This window comes from Burkholderia sp. Se-20373, from assembly GCF_017104705.1.
Taxonomy (GTDB): Bacteria; Pseudomonadota; Gammaproteobacteria; order Burkholderiales; family Burkholderiaceae; genus Burkholderia.
Genome location: NZ_JAAGPH010000003.1, coordinates 55,535 through 80,904 on the forward strand (window position 1 = coordinate 55,535; position 25,370 = coordinate 80,904).

Consider the following 25,370-nt stretch of genomic DNA (forward strand, 5'->3'; position numbering starts at 1 on the left):
GTGCTTCGATCGACTACCCGTTAAGTCGGCCCGTCTCGGGCCGGTGCGTCACCGCGCCGCCACCGCCTCCTTGACGGACGCCGCATCGCCCACCGCCGTCGGTGCCGGCCCCCATCCGCCGCCCAGCGCGCGGATCAGGTTCACGGTCGACACGGCCTGCGCGCCGGTCAACTGGTTCGACTGCAGTTGCGACTGCAGCACCGAGCGCTCGCTGTCGATCACGTCGAGATACGCGACCTCGCCTTCCTGATACTGCGTGCGCGACAACGTCGCCGCGCGGCGCGACGCGTTGACGGCCGCATCCTGCGCGCGGATCTGGTCGTCGAGCAGGCGCAAGTCGGCGAGATTGTCCTCGACCTCGCGGAACGCGACGAGCACCTGCTGCCGGTAGTTCGCGACCTGCTCGTCGTACTGCGCGCGTGCCTGCTGCACGCCGGCCGCACGACGGCCGCCGTCGAACAGCGGCAGCGTCAGCGCGGTGCCGGCGAACGGCCCGAGCAGGAACGTGCGGCTCGACCACAGGAACAGGTTGCCGAGCGTCGACGCCTCATACCCGAACGCCCCGGTGATATCGAGCTTCGGGAAGTACGCCGACTTCGCGAGGCCGATCCGCGCGTTCGCGGCCGCCATCGCACGCTCTGCCGCCGACACGTCCGGGCGCCGTTCGAGCAGCGCGGACGGCAGGCCCGGCGGCACCTTCACCGCGACCGGCACGATCGGCGTTTCCTTGAACGCGAAATCCGCGGGCGCCTTGCCGAGCAGGATCGCGAGCGCATGCTCGGACGCCGCGCGCCGCCGCGCGACGCCGACCGCATCGGCCTGCGCGGTGGCCAGCTCGTTCTTCGCGCGCGATACGTCGAGCTCGCTGATGTCGCCTTCGTTGAAGCGGCGCTGCACGAGCTTCAGTGCCTGCTCGCGCAGCTCCACCGTGCGGCGGTACAGGTCCTGGTCGGAATCGAGCTGACGCAGTTCGAAGTAGTTCTGCGCGACGTCCGCCTGCAGCGCGAGCTGCACCGAACGGAACAGCGCTTCGCTCTGCGCCTGGTCGGCACGCGACGCCTCGACGTTGCGGCCGACGCGGCCGAACAGGTCGGCTTCATACGACACCGTGCCCTGCGCGCGCCACAGCGTCGCATTGGTCGGGCCCGTGCCCTGCGGCTGGAACTGCGACGCCGACGACAGCCCCTCACGCGTCGGCCCGAAGCCGGCACCGACCTGCGGGAACCATTGCGAGCGCGCGGTACGGGTCGCCGCACGCGCTTCCTCGACCCGCGCGGCCGCGGCCTTCAGGTTCTGGTTCGCGGCGAGCGCCTGCGCTTCGAGCGAATCGAGCACCGGGTCGCCGAACACCTTCCACCATTCGCCGCGATGCGCGCCGTCCGCCGGCTCGGCCGTCTTCCACGTGCCGGCCTGTTCGCCGGCGGCAAGCGTCGGCGCTTCCTTGAATGCGGCGGGCGTCGGCGCATCCGGGCGCTTGTAGTCGGGCCCCACCGCGCACGCGGCGAGCAGCGTCGCGAGCAGGGTGCTCGCGGCCGCCACCTTCGCGAAGCGCATCAGGCCGTTCGTGTTGTGCATGTTATCCATCTTGTTTCCCTCAAGCATCCGAAGCCGACGCACCCGACGGCGGCACGCCGTACCCCGCCGAGTCCTTCCCGGCGACGTGGATCTTGCCGCCCGCGAGCGTGCGCAGCACGACATAGAACACCGGCGTCAGCATCAGCCCGAACAGTGTCACGCCGAGCATCCCGAAGAACACCGCGACACCCATCGCATGGCGCATTTCCGAACCGGCACCCGTCGACGTGACGAGCGGCACCACCCCCATGATGAAGGCGATCGACGTCATCAGGATCGGGCGCAGCCGCAACCGGCTCGCCTCGATCGCGGCCTCGAGCGGCGTCCTGCCGTCGTGTTCGAGTTCACGCGCGAATTCGACGATCAGGATCGCGTTCTTCGCCGACAGCCCCACCAGCACCATCAAGCCGATCTGCGTGAAGATGTTGTTGTCGCCCTGCGTGAGCCACACGCCCGTCAGCGCCGACAGAATGCTCATCGGCACGATCAGGATCACCGCGAGCGGCAGCGTCAGGCTTTCATACAACGCCGCGAGCACGAGGAACACGAGCAGCACGCTGATCGGGAACACATACATCGCCGAATCGCCGGCAAGAATCTGCTGGTACGTGAGGTCGGTCCATTCGAACCGCACGCCGCGCGGCAGCGTTTCATGCGCGATGCGCTCGACCGCGGCCTGCGCCTGCCCCGACGAGAAGCCCGGCGCCGGGCCGCCGTTGATGTCGGCCGCCGTGTAGCCGTTGTAGCGCACGACCATTTCCGGGCCGAACGTCGGCGTCACCGTGACGAGCGACGACAGCGGCACCATCTCGCCACGGTCGTTGCGGGTCTTCAACTGCAGGATGTCGTCCGCGCGCTGGCGGAACGGCGCATCGGCCTGCACGCGCACCTGGTACACACGGCCGAAGCGGTTGAAGTCGTTCACGTACAGCGAGCCGAGATACACCTGCATCGTGTTGAACACGTCGGTCACCGGCACGCCCAACTGCTTCGCCTTCACGCGATCGAGATCGACGTTGAGCTGCGGCACGTTGATCTGATAGCTCGTGAACAACGGGCCAAGCTCAGGCGCCTGCTGCGCGCGCTTGATGAAGTCGTTGGTCGCATCCGCGAGCCGCGCATAGCCGACCGCGCCGCGATCCTCCACCTGCATCTTGAACCCGCCCAGCGTACCGAGGCCGAGCACCGGCGGCGGCGGGAACACCGCGACGAACGAGTCCTTCATCGCGCCGTACTTCTGGTTCAGCGCCCCCGCGATCGCGCCGGCCGACAGCGCCTTGCCGTGCCGTTCCGAGAACGGCTTCAGCGTGACGAACACGATGCCTGCGCTCGAGCTGTTCGTGAAGCCGTTCACCGACAGCCCCGGGAACGCGACCGCGCTCTCGACGCCCGGCTGCTTCAGCGCGATCGACCCCATGTCGCGGATCACCTTCTCGGTGCGGTCGAGCGACGCGCCGTTCGGCAGCTGCGCGAACGCGATCAGGTATTCCTTGTCCTGCGCGGGCACGAAGCCGCCCGGCACGACCTTCGACACGAGCACGGTAGCGCCCACCAGCACGAGGTACACGCCGAGCATCAGCGTCTTGCGCGACAGCACGCCGCGCACGCCGCGGCCGTAGTTCTCCGCGCCGCGATGGAACACCTTGTTGAAGCCGCGGAAGAAGCCGCCGAGCACGCGGTTCATCACGCGAGTGAGCCAGTCTTCCTTGTCGCCGTGACCCTTCAGCAGGATCGCGGACAGCGCCGGCGACAGCGTCAGCGAGTTGAACGCCGAGATCACCGTCGAGATCGCGATGGTCATCGCGAACTGCTTGTAGAACTGGCCGGTCAGGCCCGACATGAACGCGAGCGGCACGAACACGGCGACGAGCGTCAGCGCGATCGCGATGATCGGCCCGCTCACTTCCTGCATCGCCTTGTAGGTCGCCGCCCGTGCGTTCATCCCGCTCTCGATGTTCCGCTCGACGTTCTCGACCACCACGATCGCATCGTCGACCACGATCCCGATCGCGAGCACCATCCCGAACAATGACAACGCGTTGATCGAATACCCGAATGCAAGCAGCAGCGAGAACGTACCGATGATCGACACCGGCACCGCGATCAGCGGAATCAGCGACGCGCGCCAGGTCTGCAGGAACACGATCACGACGATCACGACCAGCGCGATCGCTTCGAGCAGCGTGTGCACGACGGCCTTGATCGACGAACGCACGAACTGCGTCGGGTCATAGACGATCTTGTAGTCGACGCCCGCCGGCATGTCCTGCTTCAGCTCGGCCATCGTCTTGCGCACTTCGTCCGAGATCTGCAGCGAGTTCGCGCCCGGCGACTGGTTGATCGCCATCGCGACGGCCGGCTTGTTGTCGAGCAGCGAGCGCAGCCCGTATTCGGATGCGTCGAGCTGGATCCGCGCGATGTCGCGCAGGTGCGTGACGCCGCCGTCCGGCGTCGTCTTCACGACGATGTCGCCGAACTCGTCTTCCGTCTGCAGGCGGCCGCGCGCGTTCACCGACAACTGCAGCGGCGTGCCCGGCAGCGACGGCGACGCGCCGATCACGCCGGCCGCGACCTGCACGTTCTGCTCGCGGATCGCCTGCACGACGTCCTCGGCCGACAGCCCGCGCTGCGCGACCTTCTGCGGATCGAGCCACACGCGCATCGCGTAGTCGCCCGAACCCCACAGCTGCACCTGGCCGACGCCCTGGATCCGCGACAGGCGATCCTTCACGTTGATCAGCGCGTAGTTGCGCAGGTAGGTCATGTCATAACGGTTGTCCGGCGAGATCAGGTGGACCACCATCGTCAGCGTCGGCGAGCTCTTCACCGTCGTGATGCCGAGCCGCTGCACGTCTTCCGGCAGGCGCGGCAGCGCCTGGTTCACGCGGTTCTGCACGAGCTGCGTGGCCTTGTCCGGATCGGTGCCGAGCTTGAACGTGACGGTGATCGTCATGTTGCCGTCGCTGTTCGCCTGCGACTGCATGTAGAGCATGTCCTCGACGCCGTTGATCTGCTCTTCGAGCGGCGACGCGACCGTCTCGGCGATCACTTTCGGGTTCGCACCCGGGTACTGCGCCTTGACGATCACGGAAGGCGGCACGACTTCCGGATATTCGGAGATCGGCAGCAGGAACATCGCGATCACCCCGCCGAGCAGGATGATCACCGATAGGACTCCTGCGAAGATCGGCCGGTCGATAAAGAATTTTGAAATGTTCATGGGTTGCTCTGTCTGGTTGAACGCGGATGCGAAGCGGCAAGCCGCTTACGAATCCGCCTTCGCCGGGGCGGCCGGCTTCGCGTTGCCCGCCAAAGGCGCGGACGGCGCGTCACCGCCCGTCATCGGGACCATGTGCGGCTTCACCTGTTCGCCGGGGCGCACGCGCTGCGTGCCGTTCACGATCACGCGATCGCCGGCGGAGAGCCCGCTCACGATCACGCGCCGGTTGCCGTGCTGCATCCCCTGCTGCACTTCGCGGTACGACACGCGGCCCTGCTGGTCGACGACGAACACGAACTTCTTGTCCTGGTCGGTGTTGATCGCCGCGTCGTCGACGAGCAGTGCCTCGTGCGGCGCGCTGCCGCCCACCTTCACGCGTGCGTAGAGGCCCGGGACGAGCGCGCCGTCGGCGTTGTCGAAGCGCGCGCGCACGCGGATCGTGCCGGACGACGTGTCGAGCCGGTTGTCGACCGAGTCGATCTCGCCGCTGCGCGAGTAGCCGGTTTCGTTCGCGAGGCCGAGCTCGACCGGCACCTTGCGGCCGCTGCGCGCGCCGTTGATGTATTGCAGGTAGGTCTGCTCGTCCGCGTCGAACGATGCGTAGATCGGCGACACCGACACCAGCGTCGTCAGCGGCGCGGCCGCTGCGCCGGCCGACACGACGTTGCCGAGCGTGATTTCCGCACGCGACACGCGGCCCGACACCGGCGCCGTGATCCGCGTATAGCCGAGGTTGATGCGCGCCGTTTCGAGCGCGGCTTCGGCGGCCTTCAGGTTCGCCGTCGCCTCGCGGGCCGCATTCTGCTTCTCGTCGTAGTCGCGCTTCGCGATCGCGTTGTCGCCGATCAGCCGCTGCGCGCGCTGCCAGTCGGTCTGCGCGTAGCCGTTGCGTGCCTGCGCGGCCGCGAGCTGCGCGGCCGCGCGATCGGTTTCGGCCTGGTACGGGCGCGGGTCGATCACGAACAGCACGTCGCCCTTCTTCACGAGCGCGCCGTCCTTGAAGTTCACCGCGACGATCGTGCCCGACACCTGCGGGCGCACGTCGACTTTCTCGACCGCTTCGAGGCGGCCCGAATAACTCTGCCAGTCGGTCACGGTCTGCGGCACGACGGTCGCGACGTCGACTTCGGGCAGCGGTGCTGCCGCTTTCTCCGGTGCGTTTGCGTTCACGCGCATTGCGCCGAACGTTCCGAGGCCGACGACGGCGAGCGTCACGATCGCCGCTGTCGCGATTCGGGAACGGGAGGTGCGTAGGATGGCCATGTGGATCTCCAGTAAACGTGGATTGGTTTTGGTTATTCGGGACGGTTCGGCTGGCGCGCCTGGAAGCGGCACTGGAAGAAGCGCACGGCTTCCTCGAAGGCGGCTTCGTGCGTCGCGAGCGCGGCGTGCGTGATGTCCGGATAGCGGATCACCTGCGTGAGCACGCCCGACGAGATCAGGCAGCCCGCATATTTCTCCGCCTCGACGTGCAGCACGTCGTTCTGCGCGGTGACGACGAGTGTCGGCGGCAACCCCGCGAGGCGCACCGATTCGAGCGGCGCCGCGTACGGGTGCATGCGTTGCGCGGCCTGCGGCAGATACGCGCGATAACAGGCCGCGCATTCGCGCGGGGTGATGTCGGAGGCAAGGCGATCGGCGTCGCCGATGCGCGTCATGCTCGGGTCGAGCATCGGCCCGAACAGCGCCTGCGCGACGATCTGCACCTCGCCGCGATCGCGCGCGATGAACGCAAGGCAGTTCGCGAGCTGGCCGCCCGCGTCGTGGCCCGCGACACCGATCTTCTTCGGGTTGCCGCCGAACGCGCGGGCACGCGTCGCGGCCCATACGGCGGCGCGATACGCATCCTCCGGCGCGGCCGGAAAAGGGAAGGCCGGCGCGAGCGAATAGTCGACCGACACTACGAGCGCTGGTAAGCGTTCTGCTAAAAACCGCGCGGCGAAATCCGCGTCTTCGAGCGAACCGCGCACGAAGCCGCCGCCGTGGAAATAAAGCACTACTGGCAACCCGGTCTTGTCCGGGCGGCGGTAGAGGCGCAGCACGATGTCCTGCGCGTAGCCGGGAATTTCGACTTCGGCGACCGTCAGCGCCGCGCCTGCCGTGGCTTGCACGGGCAACGCGGCCTTCAGGAATTTGCTGAATTCAGAAGCGTCCATGACGATGCAGCATCCATTTCGAGATGGAACGAATTCTGGGTCCGGCAGACATTGGGATAAATGCCTATAATCCGGCAACACAATTCAACGCCCCCGAACAATCCGAGGCTGCGTTTACCCACGAGGTAGCGCAGCCTTCTTGTTCCGGAGGCTCATTAGATTGCGGAGGTTGTGATGGACCGGCTTCAGGCCATGCAGGTGTTTACTCGCGTCGTCGATACAAGCAGCTTCACCAAGGCAGCAGAAACGCTCAGCTTGCCGCGAGCGTCCGTCACGACGATCATCCAGAATCTCGAAGCATTCCTCGGTGTGCGGCTGATGCACCGGACCACGCGCCGGCTATCGCTCACGCCGGACGGCGCCGCGTACTACGAACGATGCGTGCGGATCCTCGCGGACGTCGAGGAAACCGAGGCGAGCTTCCAGGCGAACAACCGGAAGCCGCACGGAAAGTTGCGTATCGACATGCCGGGTTCGATCGGGCGGCTGCTCGTGATTCCGTCGCTGTGCGAATTCCATACGCGCTATCCGGACATCGACCTGCAACTCGGCCTGTCCGACCGGCCGGTCGACCTGCTGCAGGAAGGGGTCGATTGCGTGATCCGCGTCGGTGCGCTGCAGGACTCGTCGCTCGTCGCGCGCCGGGTCGGCCTGTTCGAATGCGTGACGGTCGCATCGCCCGACTACCTCGAGCGCCACGGCGAGCCGCAGACGATCGACGACCTGAGCCAGCACAAGGCCGTCAACTATTTCTCGAGCCGCACCGGCCGCACGATCGACTGGACGTTCCTGACCGACGGCAAGGAAGTCGAGATGAAGATGGAAGGCATCGTGTCGGTGAACGACGCGGATGCGTACGTGACCTGCGGGATCGAAGGCTTCGGGCTGATCCAGCCGCCGCTCTTCATGGTGCTGCCGCATCTGCGCGAAGGCCGGCTCAAGGAAGTGCTGCCGGGCGTCAAGCCGCTGCCGATGCCGATCTCGGTCGTGTATCCGCACAGCCGCCATCTGTCGCCGAAGGTGCGCGTGTTCGTCGACTGGATCGCCGAAGTGTTCGACCGCTGCCCGCTGCTGAGCGGCAAGGGCAGCCTCGACGCGACGTGCAGCAAGCGCACGTTCGAGGAAGCCGAACGCGCGCCGGCGCTCGACACGCCGGTCATCAACGAGTGGGTCGCGTAAGCGCCTGAACCGAGCAACTGAACCGCACACGCGGGCTGCCAGGCCCGCGTGTCGTCCCGCCTCCGCACCCCATTTCCCGCCCGGCGCACCCGATCCTTCCCGAATCCGCAGCAAACCTTTGTGCCAGGCGACGCAATCGTCCGCCTGTGTCGTCGCGCGTCGTCGTCGCGCCCGTGCGAGGCCCGCTGCAAGCGGGTTCGAGCGATTTCCGCATAACCCTGCCGGGTGTACGGATGGCGATTGTTCCACTGACACGACAATTCAATTCGCGTCTGCCGCATTTATCGCGACGGAACAGATACCTAGAGTAAACCCTGTCGCGCACCTCGTTGCGCATCGAACAGATCCCGCTTGATGGGACCGGAGTAAGCGCTCCAGCGCCAGCTCCGACAGACAGGAGTTACGCCATGAACCGCCGCCATCTTCTCTCCGCCCTCGCCCTCACGCTCGCGGTGTCCGCCCCGGCCTTCGCCGATTCCGGCACACCGCACGCCGGCGACTACGGCAACACGTCGTGGTACTCGCAACACAACGGCCCGCGTACGCGCGCCGAAGTGAGCGCGGAAGTCGAGCAGGCACGCAAGGACGGCACGCTCGCGTACCTGCGCAAGGCCAATTCGTATCCGCAAGGTCTCGAACTGGCGCAAGGCCCGTATCGCTCGTTGCCGGAGAGCAACCAGCTCGCCGGCGGGGGCCGGTAAACGCGCAACGCCGCGCAACGGGTTGCCCCGCGCGCGGCGTTTCGAACCCACCATCGACGACTCGCCGAGTCAGTCAGCTAGATAGTTAGTTAGTTGCAGGAGCACATGATGAACGATCAACTCCCTTCGCCGCTCGATCACTGGGACGACACCACGCCGGTATGGACGCCGTTTCGTTCGGCCCCGCACGCGCATTGATCGCGGCTGAGTCGTCGTCCGGCACTTACCGGCGCGGCACCCCGTCGCGCCATTCGCCCCAGTGCGTCACGATGTCCTGAACGAGCGGATTGCCCGCGCGATACAGGTTTTCGGTCGCCGGGGCGAAGCCGCCCTGGTCCGCGTAGTTCAGCAGGTTGTCGGCACTCGTCTGTCCCGCATACGGCCGGTCGAAATCCGACCCCGTGCGCAGCACCGCGACGCGCGACAGGTCGACCCGCTTCACGCTCGCCGCGCGCTTGAGCGCTTCGTACGTCGCGTTGTCTTCCTGCGCGGTCATGCAGTACGTGCCCTTGCCGTCGGTCAGGATCTTCGTCCACTGGCGCGCGCGCTCGCCGATCAGCGTGCCCGAGAACCACGTGTTGCCCGATGACGTGTCGCACTGGATCACCGTCGGCGGCCGGTTCGCCGGCGCGTAGTTGAACTTCGCGCGTGCGGCCTGCGCCTGCGCGCTGTCGGCGAGCACGACGTTGCGCGACAGCGCGACCGCGGCGTCGGTCAGCTGCGGGTTGAGCTGGAACACCTCGGTGCGATAGTCGAGCGGCGGCTTGTCGTTCGGGCTCTTCGTGTTGATGCCGAGGAAGCCGGTATTCCAGCCGGCCGGAATCTCGCGTGCGTCGAGCTCCCACTGCAGGCTGAAATCGACGAGGTATTTCGACCACGCGGCCGAACCGACCGTGCCTTGCGCGGGGTCGACGCCCGCGATGCCGGAGATCAGGAAGTACGTGCGGCGCAGGTCGAAGCGTTGCGAGAACGTGAGCGCCATGATCGTCGCCGACGCGTTCGCATAGCCCATGCCGGTCGTGACCACGCACACGTCCTGCTTGTTGCAATGCACGTTCGGGTAATCGGGCGACAGGCCGGGCACGGCGATGTCGCGCCACGGGCCGATCCGGTCGAGCCAGGCCTGGCCCTCCGGACCGAACATCGTGATGATCATGACCTTGACCGGGCGGCCCTGTGCACCGGTCTCGGCGAATGCATTGTTGCCCGCGTTGTTGCCCTGGTTGTCCTGCGCGATCGACGGCGCGGTCGCACAGGCTGCGAGCGAGAATGCAGCGGCGGAAAGAATGGAGCGAGTCAGCATCGGCGTTCCTTGTTTCGATGATGTTGGGTGAGAACGGCTCTCGTAGACTGCGCGTCGGAGTATAGAACGCGCGTGCCCGATGCGGAACCCGACTACGAAACGGCGACGGTGCGTCGGTGCGGGTCGGGTATGCGCGGGAATGACGGAGGAAATGGTCTCCGCGCGTCGACACACCATCAGGAATACTATCCGGTTGCTCGACGCCGGCACGTCGATCGCACGTGCGCGTGTAACCCGGCAGCCGCTACAACCGCGCCAGCCCCGCCACCCCGTAAGCCAGCACGACAAGCGCCGCGACCACATGGCTCGCCGCGAGCAGCGCCGGCGACTTGACGATCCGGCCGATCACGCTGCCGCCGAATGCGAACACGAGCTGCCCCGCGAGGCTGCCGGCAAACACGCAAGCGGCACCCAGCAGCCAGTGCCGATGCGCACCGGCGGCAGCCGTTGCATAGCCGTAGAACAACAGGATCGTGAGCGGATTCGCCAGCGTGACGAAAAACATCGATGAAAACGGGCGGCTGCCTGGCGGCCGTGCATCACCGTCGAGCGTGCGGCGGCGATCCCGCAGCGCCTGCCACAGCATCCGCGCGCCCATCGCGAGCAGCACGAGCGCGCCGACCAGGCGAAACAGCAACAGATGGGCGGCGAGCGTGCTCGCGAGCATCGCGCCGAGCGTGAATGCGACGACCGCATAGCAGCCGTCGGCCGTCGCGACACCCACCGCCGCGCGCACGCCGCTTGCGGTGCCGGCGCGCATCCCGTAGTTCGCGATCATCAGCGCGACGGGCCCGACCGACAGCGCGATCATCAGCCCGAACAGGAAGTCGTTCATCGGTCGTCGATGCCTTCGATGGAAGGCATCGATTCTAGCGACCGCAAAAAAATCCCGCGTGCCGCGTGAGCATCACGCGACGTCGACGTGCGCAGGCCCGTCCACCATCTCGCCGATCACGCCCGCGCGGTCGAAGCCGTCGGCACGGAAGCATGCGAGCACGTCGTCGACGGCCTCGGGGGCGCACGCGACCAGCAAGCCGCCCGACGTCTGCGGATCGGTCAGCAGCGCCTGCGCGACGGGCGGCAGCGTGGCCGCCAGCTGCACGTCCGCGCCGTACGCGGCCCAGTTGCGGCCCGATGCGCCGGTGAACACGCCGTCGGCGACGAACGCCTCGACGCCCGCGAGCCACGGCAGCGACGCATAGTGCACGCGCGCGGTGAGGTGCGCACCACGTGCCAGCTCGAGCGTGTGGCCGAGCAGCCCGAAGCCGGTGACGTCGGTCAGCGCATGCACGCCCGGAAGCGCGGCGAGCTCGGCACCCGGGCGGTTCAGCTTGGTGGTCGTCGCGACCATCTGCGCATAGCCATCGGCATCGAGCTGGTTCTTCTTCAGCGCGGCGGACAACACGCCGACGCCGAGCGGCTTGCCGAGCACGAGCACGTCGCCCGCGCGCGCGGCCGCATTGCGCTTCACGCGCGACGGATGCACGACGCCGATTGCCGCGAGCCCGTAGATCGGCTCGACCGAATCGATCGAATGGCCGCCCGCGACCGGGATGCCGGCGTCCGCGCACACAGATTCGCCGCCGCGCAGCACGGCCGCGATCGTTTCGTGCGGCAGCACGTTGATCGGCATGCCGACCAGCGCGAGCGCGAGGATCGGCTTGCCGCCCATCGCATAGACGTCGGACAGCGCGTTGGTCGCGGCGATACGGCCGAAGTCGAACGGATCGTCGACGATCGGCATGAAGAAGTCGGTGGTCGCGACGATCGCCTGTTCGTCGTTGAGGCGATAGACGGCCGCGTCGTCGGACGTCTCGGTGCCGACCAGCAGATCCGGGAATAGCGCGGGCGGCGTCGCGCGCTTCAGCAGCTCGGACAGCACGCCCGGCGCGATCTTGCAGCCGCAGCCGCCGCCATGTGACAGGCTCGTGAGGCGCGGAACGGCAGGCTGGGCTTGAGTGGCTTCGGTCATGGTCGGCATCCGGTGAATAACAACACGCCATTATCGACAATTCCGTGCGAGTGCGCCCGATACCCACATAATGACGGCGCCGCCTCCGCTCCAGCCCCTGTCCGCCGCATCGTCCATGGACCACCTCTTCATCGGCCTCGTGCTGTGCTCCGCGTTGCTGCACGCGATCTGGAATGCCTTCCTCCACGTGAGCGAAGACCGGCTCGTCCAGCTCGGCACGATGTCGCTGCCGTATTTCGTGTTCGGCGTCGCCGGCGCCGCGCTACTGCCCGCGCCGGCGCCCGCCGCGTGGCCGTATATCGCCGGGTCGGCCGTGCTCGAGGTCGCGTACTGCTTCACGCTGGCGCGCGCATATCGCAGCGGTGAATTCGGACAGATCTACCCGATCGCACGCGGGATTTCTCCGCTGCTCGTGTCGGTACTCGCGCTCGCGATGCTGCATGAGCGGCCGACGCCGTTCGGCTTCGCGGGCATCGCGCTCGTGTCGTTCGGCATCATGTCGCTCGCACTGCGGCGCGGCTTCCGGTTCTCCGGCGAAGGCGTGCCGTTTGCGCTGCTCACGGGCGTGTTCATCGCCGCCTATTCGATCTGCGACGGCATCGGCTCGCGCGTATCCGGCAGCGCGCTCGGCTACATCGCGTGGGTGTACGTGCTGTGGAGCGTGCCGCAGTTCGTGCTCGTGTGTGCGGTGCGAGGCGGCCCGCGCGCGGTGCTCGGCTCGCGCACCGCGCTCACGCAGGGCGCGATTGCCGGCACGATCTCGCTCGCGGCGTACGGGATCGTGATCCTCGCGTACCGGTACTTGCCGGTGGGAACGGTGTCGGCGCTGCGCGAAACGAGCTCGATCTTCGCGGTCGCGATCGGCTGGCTCGTGATGCGCGAGCGGCCCGGCGCGCAGCGACTCGCCGCATGCGCGCTGGTGGTCGCGGGCGCGGCGCTGATCCGGCTGTAAGCAGAAAGAGCGCACGCCCGCGGCCTGCCGCCGCGTCAGAACTTGTGGCGGATGCCCGTCACCGCGACGATCTGCGTGCGCGTGCTCGACGGATTCGAGATCCCTTCGATCGCGGCCACCGCGTTCGACGACGCACGCTGGTAGAACGCGTTCACGTAGACATCGGTGCGCTTCGACAGGAAATACTGCGCACCGACGCTCGTCTGCAGGTAGTGCGAACTCGGCTTCGGCCCTTGCGACGCGAGCACCTGCGTATAGGTTTCGCCGAGCGCGAACTGCAGCGCGGGCGTCATCAGGTAGCGCACGCTGCCCTCGTAGTTGTTGAAGCGCATCGCGCCGCCGGTCTGCAGGTTGAACAGCGAGCTCGTGTACAGCAGCCCGAACGTCGCGGCGCCCCACGCATACGCACCGCCCGCGCCCCAGATCTGCTGGCGCGTCACGCCCTTGACGAACGTGTAGTAGTTGTCGGATGCCGCCGCGCCGGTGGTGTCGAGCGCCGGATGATCGACACGCACGTAGGCCGCGCCGAGTTGCAGCGGCCCGTTCTCGTAGCTCGTGCCGATGCTCCACACGCGGTTTTGCGCGAACGACGTCGAATTCGAGAAGCCGTACAGGCCGACCGCGCGCAAGCCGTACCAGGTGGGCGTCTGGTACTGCACCGAATTGTTGGTGCGGAACGTGTTGTTCAGGTCGTCGGTGTCGAACGGGTGCAGCGCGTACTGCGTGAGCGCGGTGGTCGCGCCGATCTGCAGCGGCTCCAGCACTTCCTGCGCCGCGTTGTACTGGCGACCCATCGTCAGCGTGCCCCAGCGGTCGTTTTCCAGCCCGACGTACGCGCGGCGCCCGAACAGCCGGCCGCCCTGGCTCGCGGCGCCGCTCTCGATGTTGAAGCCGTTCTCGAGCCGGAACACCGCGCGCGTGCCGCCGCCGAGGTCTTCCTTGCCGAGCAGCCCGAAGCGCGTGCCCTGCTCATTGCCGCCGGTCGCCTGCCACGCGGCATGCCCGTTCTGGTTGTTCGTGTACGTGATCCCCGAATCGACCACGCCGTACAGCGTCACGCTCGACTGCGCATGCGCGTGCATCGCACCCGCCGCCGATGCGAGTCCCGCCAGCGCGACCGCCATTCCTTTTCGCTTCATCTCCGACCCCTTTTGTCGATTGAATATGGGGAGCGATTTATCTCGCTCGACACGTGTTTTATTGAATAAAACATCGTCTTATTCATTGTCGAATTCGGCGATTTGAAGCGTCAAGCGATGCCAAAAATCGTACATGGGAGTGGAATACCCCTGAATCGCCAGGCGTTTCAAAGAATGAAACAAGCCCAATAAACACGGGCATTCCAGCCCGATCGCGACGTGCAATCCCGGTATCGCAAAAAGCCCTTGACCGCGATTTTCAGTCGTTGTGAAATATTGATACGCTGTTTTAATGATTAAAACAAACGCACGAGACGCCTCGATAAACTAGGTAAAGAACCCGATCCCCATGCTGACGTTTAATTGCAACAACGCGACTGCCGGCGCGTCGCCTGCGTATTTCGTCGCGACGCCGACGGTGCCGGCCCTGCCGATCGTCGTCGACTCACCGCACAGCGGCATCGCGTATCCGCCGGACTTCGCCACCGTCGCGCCCGATGACGCGATCCGCACGACGTGGGACGCGTACGTCGACGAACTGTGGGCCGGCACGCCGGCGCGCGGCGGTACGCTGCTCGGCGCGACGTTTCCGCGCGCGTACATCGATCCGAACCGCGCGGAAACGGACATCGACGCAACGCTGCTCGCCGAGCCGTGGCCCGAGCCGCTATCGCCGCAGCCGTACACGCAGCGCGGGATGGGGCTGATCCGGCGCGACGCGCTGCCCGGCGTGCCGCTGTACGACCGCAAGCTGTCGCTCGAAGCAGTACGCCACCGGATCGACGCGTACTACCTGCCGTACCGCCGCGCGCTCGCCGGCATCGCCGAGCCGCTGCACGCCGCGCACGGCGCGCTGTGGCATATCGACTGCCATTCGATGAAGTCGCGCGGCAACGCGATGAACGTCGACGCGGGCGCATGGCGGCCGGACGTCGTCGTCAGCGACCGGCGCGGCACGACCGCCGACCCGGCCTTCACCGCGTGGACCGCGCAGTGGTTCGCCGACGCCGGCTATCGCGTGCAGGTCAACGACCCGTACCAGGGCGGCGACCTGCTGACCGCGCTCGCCGATCCCGCGCGGCAGCGCCACAGCATCCAGATCGAATTCAACCGCGCGCTGTACATGGATGAGGCCGCGTTCGCGAAACACGCGGGCTTCGCCACGCTGAAGCGCTCGGTCGATGCGTATCTCGACGCACTCGCCGATTACGTCCGCACGCGCATCGCGCCGCAAGGAGACACCGCATGACGACCTATATCGTCGACGCCGTCGACAGCGCACTGAAGCTGCTGACCTACGTGGCCGAGCATCCGAACCTCGGCGTGACCGAACTCGCGTCGCAGCTCGGCATCAACAAGTCGCGCACGTACCGGATGCTGTGCACGCTCGAACTGCACCGCTTCGTCGTGCAGGACCCGCGTACGTCCACCTATGCGCTCGGCCCGCAGGCGTTCGTGATCGGCGTGGCCGCGTCGCAACAGAACGCGCTCGTGCGCGCCGCGCACCGGCACATGCTCGCGCTCAACCAGGCGATCAACGAGACCATCGTGCTGCGCGTGCGCGAAGGGCTCGAATCGGTGTGCGTCGCGCGCTGCGAAACGACGCACACGGTGCGCACCGTCGGCGCGGTCGGCAACCGCCGGCCGATCAATTTCGGCGCATCGGGCAAGGTGCTGCTCGCGTTCGCGCCCGACGCGGTGCGCGACGACTATCTCGCGCAACTGCGCCGAAACGGGCACGCCGACGATCCGGCGAAGCTCGCCGGCGAACTCGACGCGGTCGCGCGCAAGGGCTACGCGGTGAGCAGCGGCGAGGTGACGCCCGGCGCGGTCGGGATCGCGGTGCCGGTGCGCGACCTGACGGGCGCGACGGTCGCATCGGTCAGCGTGACGGGGCCCGAGGCGCGCGTGAGCCACGCCGACATTCCCGACTATCTCGAACGACTGCAGGCATGCAGCCTCGCGATTTCCGCCGAACTCGGCTACGTCCCGGCGCGCGCCGCGCTGCAACCGGCCTGACGGCCCGCTTCCTTCTCCGACGAGGATCCGATGTCCGCCTCTTCTCCGAACCCTGCCGGCGCACGCGCCGCCGACGCCACCACGCTCGCCGCACCGGCTGACGCAGCGACCCACGACGCGGCCGGCAATGCGCCCGGCGACGCATCGGCCCACGCCGGCCGCGCGCCGCATCCGCACGGCAAGATGCTGCATCCGGTCGTGATGATGCTGTGGGTGCTGGCCGTCGCGATCGCGCTCACGTGGATCGTCGATTCCGGCCGCTTCGAGCGCAACGGCCGGCTCGTCGTGCCGGGCACCTATCACGTGGTGCCGAAGACCACCGCGCTCGCGACGCTCGTTGCACCGGCGGTCAGCCACAGCACGCCCACGCATGCGATGCCCGCGAGCCTCGCCTCGGCATTCGTCGCGATACCGGAAGGATTGCTGAAGAACGCGCCGCTGATCGTGATGGTGATGTTCGTCGGCGGGATGTTCGGCGTGATGCGCCGCACCGGCGTGGTCGACGCGGGCATCGACCGGCTGCTGCAGCTCACCGGCAACAATGCGTACCTGCTGACACCGATGCTGATGATCCTGATCGGGCTCGGCAGCACGCTGCTCGGCTTCATCTCCGAGTACCTCGTGATCATTCCGATGGTGGTCGTCATCGCGCGGCGCCTGGGGCTCTCCGACCTGTTCGCGGTCGCACTGGTCGCACTCGCCGCGAAGATCGGCTATATCGCGTCGGTGACGAACCCGCTCGCGCTCGCCGTCGCGCAGCCGCTGGTCGGCGTGCCGCTGTTCAGCGGCGTCGCGCTGCGCGCGGCCGTGTTCGTCGTCTTCCTGACGATCGGCATCCTGTACCTGCTGCGCTACGTGCGCAGCACCGGCTATCGCGCCGGGCAGACCGCCGCCGGCCATGCCGCGCACACAACCGCGAAGCTGTCGCTGCGCCACAAGGCGACGCTGGTCGTGTTCGCCGCGGCGGTCGCGATGCTGATCTACGGCACGCGCGAACTGAAATGGGGCAACGTCGAACTGGCGGCGTTCTATACGTTCGTGAGCATCGCGACGGCCGTGATCGGCGGGCTCGATTCGCGCAGCGCGGCGGACGCGTTCGTCGACGGGATGAAGAACATGATTCTCGCGGCGCTGTTGATGGGGCTCGCCGCGTCCGTCGAACTGCTGCTGCAGAACAGCCTCGTGCTCGACACGCTGATCAATTTCTTCACGCGGCTCGCGGACGGGCAGTCGCCGGTGTGGGTCGCGAACGGGCTGATGGGGGTGCAGATGGTGCTCGACGTGTTCATTCCGTCGGTGTCGGGCAAGGCCGCGGTCAGCATGCCGATCATCGGGCCGATCGCGCAGCTGTCCGGCGTGAGCGGCCAGACGTCGGTGCTCGCGTTCGTGCTCGGCGGCGGGCTGACGAACCTCGTCACGCCGACGTCCGGAATGCTGCTCGCGTATCTGGCCACCGCGCGCGTCGATTTCGGCGCGTGGATCCGCTTCGTGCTGCCGCTGTTCCTGACGCTGCTCGCGCTGTCGTGCGTCGTGCTGACGTTCGCGGTGTGGATCGGGTATTGAGGTTCGCGGCAGGGTCTGCACAACGCGCGTGCTCTTCGCGGTGCGGAAAGCACGCCGCCGTCCGGTATCGATGGCCGCGGCGGGCATCGCCACGCGATACCGCCACCGAATACGCCGTTCAAGCCGCCTCGACCGCCCCACCAAACGCCCGCTCGTCGATCGCCTCGGCGAGCGTCGCGAACGCGGTCGCGATCTCGTCCTCCGGCACGCATGCATAGCCGAGCAGCAACCCCGACGCCGCACGTTCGCGATCCGCGTAATACCCCGACAACGGCCGCACGACGATATTGCGTTCGAGCGCGGCCTGCGCGACCGCGCGATCGTCGACGCCGTCCGGCAACTGCGTGACCAGATGCAGCCCCGCATCGCTGCCGAGCGCGTACAACGTGGTGCCGTAGCGCTGCGCGACCGCGTCGAGCAGCACCTCGCGGCGCTGCCCATATAACGTGCGCATCTTGCGGATATGCGACACGAAGTGCCCTTCCGCGATGAATTCGGCCAGCACCGCCTGCTGCAGCAATTGCCCTTCGCGATACAGCTCGGCGCTGGCGGTCGCGAAACTTTCCGCGAGCGGTTCCGGTGCAACCAGATAACCGACCCGCAGCCCCGGAAACAGCGTCTTGCCGAAGCTGCCGACATAGATCACCTGCCCGGCCGTATCGAGACCCTGCAGCGACGCGAGCGGCCGGCTGCCGTAGCGGAATTCGCTGTCGTAGTCGTCCTCGATGATCCAGCAGCCGTGCTGGCGCGCGTATTCGAGCAGCATCCGCCGCCGCGCGAGGCTCATCACCATCCCGAGCGGATACTGGTGCGACGGCGTGACGAGCATCAGCTTCGGCGGTTCGGCGAGATCGGCGGCCGATGGCGCGATGCCTTCGTCGTCGACCGGGATCGGCCGCGTCGTCAGCCCCGACACGTTCAGCACGCTGCGCACGCCCCAGTAGCACGGATCCTCGGTCCAGATCGCGTCGCCCGGGTCGGTCAGCAGCCGCACCGCGAGGTCGATCGACTGGTGGATGCCGGTCGTGATCACGATCTGCTCGGGCGTGCAGCGCACCGAGCGCGACGTGCGCAGGTAGTCGGCCAGCGCCTCGCGCAACAGCGCGAGGCCGCCGCCCGGCGCGTAGGTCAGCAGGTCGGGACGCAGGCGCCGCCAGTACTTGTTGTGCAGCCGCGTCCACACCCGCGCCGGAAATCGCGACACATCGGGCACGCCCGGCATGAACGCGCCGCCCTGCCGCTTCGACACGCCGGCGCCTTCGACGAGCCGCGTGCCGCGCGCGGACAGCCGCCGCGCGGAAGCTTGCACGAGCGCCGGGCGCGCGGCGGCCGCGTCGGGCGGCGCGCCGACGATCTCGTCCGGCGCGCTGTCGGCGACGAACGTGCCGCGGCCGGTCGCCGAGTTCACGTAGCCTTCGAGCGCAAGCTGTTCGTAAACCTGCGTGACCGTGTTGCGGGCGATCCCGAGCTCGGCGGCCAGGAGCCGCGACGACGGCACGCGCGTGCCGGCCGGCAGTTCGCGCGACAGGATCGCCTGTTGCAGCAGCCGGTGAAGCTGCCGGTAGATCGGCTGTTCGCCGCCGCGCACGAGGCGCTGCGCCAGCCAGTCCGACAACACGCTCGCGCGCATGATTGGCTCCTGAATATTTATTGAAATGGCTCTGATTGCCAGAGCCAAATGTGATTATAGTCGCCTCCATGGGCTGCCAACGCGGCCGTTTTTTATCCCACCGGACAGAACATCAAGGAGATGACCGTGAAGAATGCCGACCTGCAGGCCCGCAAGAACGCCGCCACCCCGCGCGGCGTTGGCGTGATGTGCGATTTCTACGCAGCCCGCGCCGAGAACGCGGAACTGTGGGATGTCGAAGGCCGCCGCTTCATCGATTTCGCCGCCGGCATCGCCGTGCTGAACACCGGCCACCGCCACCCGAAGATCGTCAAGGCGATCGCGGATCAGCTGAACAACTTCACGCACACCGCTTACCAGATCGTCCCGTACGCGTCGTACGTCGAGCTGGCTGAAAAGATCAACGACCGCGCGCCGGGCGATTTTCCGAAGAAGACCGCGTTCTTCACGACCGGCGCGGAAGCCGTCGAGAACGCGATCAAGATCGCGCGCGCAGCGACCGGCCGTCCGGGCGTCATCGCGTTCTCGGGCGGCTTCCACGGCCGCACGATGATGGGCATGGCGCTGACCGGCAAGGTCGCCCCGTACAAGCTGAACTTCGGCCCGTTCCCGGGCGACGTGTTCCACGCGCCGTACCCGAACGCCGTGCACGGCGTGACGACCGCCGACTCGATCAAGGCGATCGAGATGCTGTTCAAGGCCGACATCGATCCGAAGCGCGTCGCCGCGATCATCTTCGAACCGGTCCAGGGCGAAGGCGGCTTCAACCCCGCGCCGGCCGAGTTCGTACGCGCGCTGCGCAAGATCTGTAACGAGCACGGCATCCTGCTGATCGCCGACGAAGTGCAGACGGGCTTCGCGCGTACCGGCAAGCTGTTCGCGATGCAGCACTACGACGTGCTGGCCGACCTGATCACGATGGCGAAGAGCCTCGCGGGCGGCATGCCGCTGTCGGGCGTCGTCGGCCGTGCGGACGTGATGGACGCGGCAGCGCCCGGCGGCCTCGGCGGCACGTACGCGGGCAACCCGCTGGCCGTCGCGTCGGCGCACGCGGTGCTCGAGATCATCGACGAAGAGCAGTTGTGCGAACGCGCGACGCAACTCGGCGACGTGCTGAAGGCCAAGCTGAACGCGCTTCAGGCCGACGTGCCGCAGATCGCCGACGTGCGCGGCCCGGGCGCGATGATCGCGGTCGAGTTCCTGAAGCCGGGCTCGGGCGAGCCGGATGCGGAATTCACGAAGCGCGTGCAGACGCGTGCGCTCGAGCGCGGCCTGCTGCTGCTCGTGTGCGGCGTGTACTCGAACGTCGTGCGCTTCCTGTTCCCGCTGACGATCCCGCAAGCCGTGTTCGACGAAGCGCTCGTGATCCTCGAGGAAGTGCTGAAGGAAACGGTCGGCGTGCCGGCCTGAGTGTCCGTCGACTTCATCCACTGAATGCGCCGCCGCCGTCTTCATGACGGCGGCGGCCGTTTCATCCGTCCTTTTCGAAGCAGGTGATTCATATGAGCACGGTTCAGGAAACCCTGGCACTGAAAGACCCGTCGCTGTTCCGCCAGCAGGCATACGTCAACGGCGAATGGCAAGGTGCGACGAACGGCGAGACGTTCGAAGTCCGCAACCCGGCGACGGGCGGCCTGCTCGGCACGGTGCCGGCGATGGGCACCGCCGAAACGCGTCACGCGATCGAAGCCGCGAACGCCGCCTGGCCGGCGTGGCGCAAGAAGACCGCGAAGGAACGTGCGGTCGTCCTGCGCAAGTGGCACGACCTGATGATGGAAAACGCCGACGATCTCGCGTTGATCCTGACCACCGAGCAGGGCAAGTCGCTGGCCGAAGCGAAAGGCGAGATCGGCTATGCCGCCTCGTTCCTCGAATGGTTCGCGGAAGAAGGCAAGCGCGTGTACGGCGACACGATCCCGACGCCGGCGAGCGACAAGCGCATCGTCGTGACGAAGGAAGCGATCGGCGTGTGCGCGGCGATCACGCCGTGGAACTTCCCGGCGGCGATGATCACGCGCAAGGTCGGCCCGGCGCTTGCCGCAGGCTGCCCGATCGTCGTGAAGCCGGCCGAGGCGACGCCGTTCTCCGCGCTCGCGATGGCCGTGCTGGCCGAGCGCGCGGGCGTGCCGGCTGGCGTGTTCAGCGTCGTCACGGGCGACCCGAAGGCGATCGGCGGCGAGCTGACGTCGAACCCGATCGTGCGCAAGCTGTCGTTCACCGGCTCGACGCCGGTGGGCCGCCTGCTGATGTCGCAATGCGCGGCGACGGTCAAGAAGGTGTCGCTGGAGCTTGGCGGCAATGCACCGTTCATCGTGTTCGACGACGCGGATCTCGACGCGGCCGTGCAGGGCGCGATCGCATCGAAGTACCGCAACAGCGGCCAGACCTGCGTGTGCACGAACCGCTTCTACGTGCATGAAGCCGTGTACGACCAGTTCGCGCAGAAGCTCGCGGCAGCGGTCGGCCAGCTGAAGGTGGGGCGCGGCACGGAGCCGGGCGTCACGCAAGGTCCGCTGATCAACGAAGCGGCGGTGCTGAAGGTCGAGGCGCATATCGAGGACGCGCTCGCGAAGGGCGCGACCGTCGTGACGGGCGGCAAGCGCCACGCGCTCGGCCATGGCTTCTTCGAACCGACCGTGCTGACGGGTGTCACGCCGGCAATGAAGGTCGCGAAGGAAGAGACGTTCGGGCCGCTCGCGCCGCTGTTCAAGTTCGGCAGCGACGACGAAGTGATCCGCCTCGCGAACGACACCGAGTTCGGCCTCGCCGCGTACTTCTACAGCCGCGACATCGGCCGCGTGTGGAAGGTGGCGGAAGCGCTCGAATACGGGATGGTCGGCGTGAACACGGGCCTGATCTCGAACGAAGTCGCGCCGTTCGGTGGCGTGAAGCAGTCGGGCCTCGGCCGCGAAGGCTCGCACTACGGCATCGACGACTACGTCGTGATCAAGTACCTCTGCCTCGCCGTCTGACGGTTCAGGGCCCGGCGCTTCGGCGACAGGCCCTGACCGCCCGGCCGAAACCGGGCGGTCCGACGCGGGCCGGTACCCCTCTCCGCCGTGCCCGCGTCATCTTCTGCGTTAAGTCGGTACGCTCTAAGCCTGCATGCTCCGCGCAAGCGACAGCGGCAGCGAAGCCACTCTCTGCCGAACGGCATACCCCGCCAGTTTTCGTTCAAGTCTCATTTCTCGTTCACCAGCAAACCGCTAGATTGAGCGTTCCGCCTCGATCCTGTTTGCTCGCTCATGAACACCTCTCCTGACTGCCCGGTTCACACCTGCCCGGCGCACTGCGCCCCTCGGCCACTTCGTCACATTCGCCCCAGGCTCCACCGATTCCCAAGGTGCATCATCGCCGCTCCGAATCAGGGAGCGCGCTCATGGCAGCTTCAAGGCCGGTTCGTTTCACTCCGCGCGGTTCTTCGTCCAGTCGCTCGCGAAGTCAGATCCGCGACCTGTTCGCCGGGCCGAGCGCCGGGGCGTTCAGCAACGCGCTGGCGATCCTCGGTGCACTCGGCATCATCGGAGGTGGTGGCCTGATCGGCCTCACCGGCCATCACATGGTACGACGTTTAAGTCGCAATCCGAACCAAAAATCGTACTCATCCCATATACAAAGAAAATACTTCCAGCCACTGTCTAGGGCTCGTCCACGCTCCAGAGTTTCAAGTCAATGAAAGAAGAGGAACACACCGACCGTCGACGTAGAAGGTGCCACGATCGACCAAGATGCGATGCATGCCCCGGAGTCGGCCGATCGGTTATTGACCCACTTCAATTGAGGACATAGCCATGAGTCGACGAGCGATCAGAAACGGCGACGCAACGACAACCGGTGGAATCGTCATCGCGGGCACTGCAAGCATATTCGTGAACAACAAGCACATTGCCTTAGACGGCGATAAAGCGACATGCGGAAACTGCGAGGGAATGTTTCCGATAGCAGGAAGCGCGGTATCCGTTGTCGGAGGCGGACGCGCCGTAGCCGTGGAGGGCGACGCGGTACTTTGTCCATGCGGGCAAAATCTTTTAGTCGCCGGCAGCGACTGCACGTTTTTCATTGGGGGCGGCGCCCATGGCTCGGCGTCCCCGTTCATCGGATATTCAGCATTCGCCCCCACTCGAAACGAGTCGGCATCAGGCATCCATGACGAACAATACGTGTTACGTGAGGCGGATAGCGGGCGACCGCTGGCGAATGTCCGATATCGGATTCGCCTATTAACCGGAAAGATATTCACCGGCGTGACAGACGCAACAGGCCACACGCAACGCGTCACATCCGAGTATGCGGAACCACTCAAGTTCGAAATTACGAGGAACGGCAATGTCGAATCCTGACGATGACTATGTGCTGGTACACGACACGGCCATGACGAACACACGGCCGGGTTCCAAGGTGTATGTCGATATCAACACGAAGCCGATATGCCCGAACGTGAGCAATGAAGAATTCAGAAAAATCGTGATGCGTGCTCGCGACGAAGCCGTCCGCCTGATTAATGCCCGCATTGCAGCGCTAGCAGGATGGGACGTGAACGAACAAGCACGCGTCACCACCTATTTTGGACGTGCTAACGCGCAGATTCGCAACACGTTATCGACCCGTCTTCCGCGATTGCGCTCCGCGATGCAGGAGTTAGTGCCAGAAAAAATTGTTCGATGGGACAGCGAAGCCAGCAGGAATTTATCTTGCGCAGTCGTACCTGACAGCGGCCAAAACCGTGCCGCCGTTTGCAAACCCGACTCCCATAAACGAGTCATCGCCATCTACTCATCATTTTGCAGCGACCCGTTTGGCGAGTTGTATCATGAGGCACAGATAAAGGTGTTGATTCACGAATGCACCCACTTCACCGACACGTTCGATTCAGATGATGCCATGTATGGCAACACCGAATTCGGGATGAAGATTTTCGCAATGAACAACCCGGATCTCGCTATTAATAATGCCGATAGCATTACTGGATACATAGCAACCTTTGACAAGACCATCGAGTAATGAACAGCAATTCCCTCAAATCCAGCGCTACAGCCTGTGCGCTCATTCTGTCGTCAATGCTATCGAACCTAGCGGTGGCATGCACGATAGGCGAGGAAGCGCAATTGCAACTTCCAGTCAACACGTCCACACTTTCCAATGCAGACAGAGTGACGATTGCTGATAGCGTTATCAAAGCAAAAAAATGGCCGAATGTCAAAATTCAAGCGATCATAATTTCGGGCGCCTTCGCTTCCGAGAAGAACATCGAAAAACTGAAGGAATTGCGCGGAGAAAGCATAAAGGAGTATTTAAAACTGCTTGGCATCAGCGTCGATCACATTTTGATCGACAAAAAGACATTTACTGATGAAATGATCACACGACGATCGGACGGCACAATAAAAACCAATCAGATCATCGTGGAATTTACGCCGATATGTGAAGGTAGCTGCGCATGGATGTGTGACGACCCTCGCGTGACGCCGCACAGCAAACTCATCGATCGATGATCGCGGAGCACTCGCGTCAGCGATGCTCTCCTTCCAACATGACGACAGTGTCGCGAGGCGCGATATCAACGATGGCCAAGCTCCTAGCCGCCGCCGCGCTCGCGTTGACCTGCGCACACACGGCGTTCGCATGCGATGGTCCATCGAACATGCCCGGTTGGGGTTTTGATGTTCGATTCGCCAAAATTCAAACGATATTTCTACCACCGAACTGGCGAAGCTTTCCGTATGGTCGAACGATATGCGCAATCGCTTCCCCACTGTCGACGTGGTGTCGATCGTTGGACTAGCGGAGCCAACGGAGAGAAAACCGGCAGTTCTCGCGCATCGACGTGCTACGACCGTTAAAGCCGCACTAGATCAATTTTCGATTCGAGGCGAACGAAATTCCATGATCGCCCGAATCTACAAGTTGCCGTTTCCCGCGAGCGAGTTTGACGATACGGGGCGGCGTGTCGAAATCACATTC

General features: G+C 65.8%; 20 protein-coding genes. 11 read left to right on the forward strand and 9 right to left on the reverse strand.

The features are described 5' to 3' along the window. Positions 1-48: 48 nt before the first annotated feature. From opcM to G3N96_RS01660, 4 genes are read right to left on the reverse strand one after another with little or no spacing between them, the layout of a single operon-like run. Positions 49-1,584: a multidrug efflux transporter outer membrane subunit OpcM gene (opcM, locus tag G3N96_RS01645; RefSeq protein ID WP_206136006.1), complete on the reverse strand. Its 1,536-nt coding sequence runs from the start codon at positions 1,582-1,584 to the stop codon at positions 49-51. A gap of 10 nt (positions 1,585-1,594) precedes the next feature. Further along, positions 1,595-4,795 (reverse strand): multidrug efflux RND transporter permease subunit CeoB, encoded by a 3,201-nt coding sequence (gene ceoB / locus G3N96_RS01650; protein WP_206136007.1) that lies wholly within the window; start codon positions 4,793-4,795, stop codon positions 1,595-1,597. 45 nt (positions 4,796-4,840) lie between these two features. Beyond that, a complete protein-coding gene (ceoA, locus tag G3N96_RS01655; RefSeq protein WP_069252569.1) occupies positions 4,841-6,058 on the reverse strand; it encodes a multidrug efflux RND transporter periplasmic adaptor subunit CeoA in 1,218 nt (405 codons plus the stop codon). 32 nt (positions 6,059-6,090) lie between these two features. Beyond that, entirely contained in the window at positions 6,091-6,951 is an 861-nt protein-coding gene (locus tag G3N96_RS01660; RefSeq protein WP_089496127.1) for an alpha/beta hydrolase, read from the reverse strand. A 174-nt stretch (positions 6,952-7,125) separates the two neighbouring features. Here G3N96_RS01660 and ceoR point away from each other — a divergent pair, with 174 nt between their 5' ends. Then, complete coding sequence (ceoR, locus tag G3N96_RS01665; protein ID WP_089441543.1) at positions 7,126-8,130, forward strand: putative multidrug efflux transcriptional regulator CeoR; 1,005 nt, start codon at positions 7,126-7,128, stop codon at positions 8,128-8,130. A gap of 407 nt (positions 8,131-8,537) precedes the next feature. After that, complete coding sequence (locus G3N96_RS01670) at positions 8,538-8,831, forward strand: DUF4148 domain-containing protein (RefSeq protein ID WP_042972716.1); 294 nt, start codon at positions 8,538-8,540, stop codon at positions 8,829-8,831. A gap of 223 nt (positions 8,832-9,054) precedes the next feature. On the opposite strand, the gene G3N96_RS01675 is transcribed toward G3N96_RS01670, so the two are convergent. From G3N96_RS01675 to selD, 3 genes are all read right to left on the reverse strand, one after another. Continuing rightward, the gene (locus tag G3N96_RS01675) at positions 9,055-10,134 is read right to left on the reverse strand and encodes a purine nucleoside permease (protein ID WP_011353903.1); all 1,080 of its coding nucleotides are present in this window, start codon (positions 10,132-10,134) and stop codon (positions 9,055-9,057) included. 244 nt (positions 10,135-10,378) lie between these two features. After that, positions 10,379-10,969: a LysE family transporter gene (locus G3N96_RS01680; protein ID WP_206136008.1), complete on the reverse strand. Its 591-nt coding sequence runs from the start codon at positions 10,967-10,969 to the stop codon at positions 10,379-10,381. A 72-nt stretch (positions 10,970-11,041) separates the two neighbouring features. After that, a complete protein-coding gene (gene selD, locus G3N96_RS01685; RefSeq protein ID WP_206136009.1) occupies positions 11,042-12,106 on the reverse strand; it encodes a selenide, water dikinase SelD in 1,065 nt (354 codons plus the stop codon). Positions 12,107-12,221: 115 nt separating this feature from the next. Here selD and G3N96_RS01690 point away from each other — a divergent pair, with 115 nt between their 5' ends. Next, a complete protein-coding gene (locus G3N96_RS01690; protein ID WP_089462000.1) occupies positions 12,222-13,058 on the forward strand; it encodes a DMT family transporter in 837 nt (278 codons plus the stop codon). A gap of 35 nt (positions 13,059-13,093) precedes the next feature. On the opposite strand, the gene G3N96_RS01695 is transcribed toward G3N96_RS01690, so the two are convergent. Continuing rightward, positions 13,094-14,197, reverse strand: a complete 1,104-nt coding sequence (locus tag G3N96_RS01695) for a porin (protein WP_206136010.1) — start codon at positions 14,195-14,197, stop codon at positions 13,094-13,096. Positions 14,198-14,546: 349 nt separating this feature from the next. Here G3N96_RS01695 and G3N96_RS01700 point away from each other — a divergent pair, with 349 nt between their 5' ends. Genes G3N96_RS01700 through G3N96_RS01710 form a run of 3 tightly spaced genes read left to right on the forward strand, consistent with a single transcriptional unit; the run spans position 14,547 to position 17,779 of the window. Beyond that, complete coding sequence (locus G3N96_RS01700; protein WP_206136011.1) at positions 14,547-15,446, forward strand: N-formylglutamate amidohydrolase; 900 nt, start codon at positions 14,547-14,549, stop codon at positions 15,444-15,446. Further along, positions 15,443-16,216, forward strand: coding sequence for an IclR family transcriptional regulator (locus G3N96_RS01705; protein WP_089459079.1), 774 nt, complete (start codon positions 15,443-15,445; stop codon positions 16,214-16,216). The genes G3N96_RS01700 and G3N96_RS01705 overlap by 4 nt, the downstream gene beginning before the upstream one ends. A 30-nt stretch (positions 16,217-16,246) precedes the next feature. Further along, the gene (locus G3N96_RS01710; RefSeq protein WP_206136012.1) at positions 16,247-17,779 is read left to right on the forward strand and encodes a YfcC family protein; all 1,533 of its coding nucleotides are present in this window, start codon (positions 16,247-16,249) and stop codon (positions 17,777-17,779) included. A gap of 118 nt (positions 17,780-17,897) precedes the next feature. On the opposite strand, the gene G3N96_RS01715 is transcribed toward G3N96_RS01710, so the two are convergent. Then, the gene (locus G3N96_RS01715) at positions 17,898-19,409 is read right to left on the reverse strand and encodes a PLP-dependent aminotransferase family protein (protein WP_206136013.1); all 1,512 of its coding nucleotides are present in this window, start codon (positions 19,407-19,409) and stop codon (positions 17,898-17,900) included. A 126-nt stretch (positions 19,410-19,535) separates the two neighbouring features. Here G3N96_RS01715 and G3N96_RS01720 point away from each other — a divergent pair, with 126 nt between their 5' ends. The 5 genes from G3N96_RS01720 (at position 19,536) to G3N96_RS01740 (ending at position 24,901) form a co-directional block, all read left to right on the forward strand. Beyond that, a complete protein-coding gene (locus G3N96_RS01720; RefSeq protein WP_124584821.1) occupies positions 19,536-20,819 on the forward strand; it encodes a 4-aminobutyrate--2-oxoglutarate transaminase in 1,284 nt (427 codons plus the stop codon). Between the two features lie 92 nt (positions 20,820-20,911). Further along, positions 20,912-22,381, forward strand: a complete 1,470-nt coding sequence (gabD, locus tag G3N96_RS01725; RefSeq protein WP_021156413.1) for an NADP-dependent succinate-semialdehyde dehydrogenase — start codon at positions 20,912-20,914, stop codon at positions 22,379-22,381. A gap of 819 nt (positions 22,382-23,200) precedes the next feature. Then, the gene (locus G3N96_RS01730; protein ID WP_206136014.1) at positions 23,201-23,749 is read left to right on the forward strand and encodes a PAAR domain-containing protein; all 549 of its coding nucleotides are present in this window, start codon (positions 23,201-23,203) and stop codon (positions 23,747-23,749) included. After that, positions 23,736-24,410, forward strand: coding sequence for a M35 family metallo-endopeptidase (locus G3N96_RS01735; protein ID WP_206136015.1), 675 nt, complete (start codon positions 23,736-23,738; stop codon positions 24,408-24,410). Before G3N96_RS01730 ends, G3N96_RS01735 begins: the two co-directional genes overlap by 14 nt. After that, complete coding sequence (locus G3N96_RS01740) at positions 24,410-24,901, forward strand: hypothetical protein (protein WP_206136016.1); 492 nt, start codon at positions 24,410-24,412, stop codon at positions 24,899-24,901. The genes G3N96_RS01735 and G3N96_RS01740 overlap by 1 nt, the downstream gene beginning before the upstream one ends. The last annotated feature ends 469 nt before the right edge of the window (positions 24,902-25,370 follow it).